Origin of the sequence: Vibrio genomosp. F10 str. 9ZD137, from assembly GCF_049974785.1 — a bacterium.
Classification (GTDB): Bacteria; Pseudomonadota; Gammaproteobacteria; order Enterobacterales; family Vibrionaceae; genus Vibrio.
On record NZ_JBNGCJ010000694.1, the window covers coordinates 1 to 973 of the forward strand.

1 protein-coding gene and 1 pseudogene are annotated in these 973 nt (G+C 40.4%); one reads left to right on the forward strand and one right to left on the reverse strand.

The window, feature by feature from the left end; genetic code table 11:
- Positions 1–389, reverse strand: a pseudogene (locus ACP45E_RS16610) (transposase); the annotation flags it as partial.
- A 122-nt stretch (positions 390–511) separates the two neighbouring features.
- On the opposite strand from ACP45E_RS16610, the gene ACP45E_RS16615 reads away from it, so the two are divergent.
- Complete coding sequence (locus ACP45E_RS16615) at positions 512–733, forward strand: helix-turn-helix domain-containing protein (protein ID WP_017034951.1); 222 nt, start codon at positions 512–514, stop codon at positions 731–733.
- The last annotated feature ends 240 nt before the right edge of the window (positions 734–973 follow it).

Below are 973 nucleotides of genomic sequence, written 5' to 3' on the forward strand. Positions count from 1 at the left end.
TTTTAGCCAGTCGTAATAACCTGAGCGGCTTACTCTCATCGTCTGACATAGATGGGTTACTGGGTATCGGGTTGACTCAGTTTTAATGATGTTAAACCTTACTTCATTTCTTTCGCGAAGAAGGCTGAAGCCTTTTTTAGAATCTCCTTCTCCATACGTAACTCTTTGACTTCTTTACGAAGTCGTTTGAGCTCGTCACGTTCGTCATCAGATAGTTCAGTGCCTTCTAGTTGGGCTTCTAACTTTTCCTTCCACTTGTAGAGAACCGTAGTTGTAACACCAACAGCTTCTGCTGCCTGAGCTACGCTATAACCTTGCTCTCGTACTAATGCGACGGCTTCTTCTTTAAATTCCTTGGGGTAGCGTTTGTAAGCTCTTTTCTCAGTCATGTTTCACCTCATTGTTCTGACAAGTATTGTCTCTCAATTCGGTGTCCAACTTCATTAGACCAGTACAGAGCCTGTAAACACCACCTTGTATCTTTAGCGAAACATTTAGGGTCTTTATAGAAATGATCAAATGCCATTTATCAACTTTGCTAGGTGCTAGAAAGCTCAAAATTGCTGACGTAGTAAGAGATACCGGGATAAATAGAAGTACAGTTAACCGACTTTTTCATGAGACTAATAACCGTATTGATTTTGAAGCGCTGGAAAAACTCTGTCTTTACTTAAATTGCACCGTCGGTGAGCTTCTCGAAGTGATCCCAGATAATGATCTGCAGGTTGACTAAATTAACCTTCTCAACCAATCGAAATTTAGACAATCTAGGTCACGTTGGTCACACTGTGGTCTCAAAATGGTCACAGTGAATTCTAAACTCTTAAAATACAGTGTTCACTCAAACGTCAGACATGACAAAACACGCATCAAAGCGTTAGAAAATAAAATTCAGTTGGATTTAATTTAGGATGTAAAATACAGCAAGAATCGAGCTATATGGAGCGTACAGCGGGAATCGAACCCGCATCAT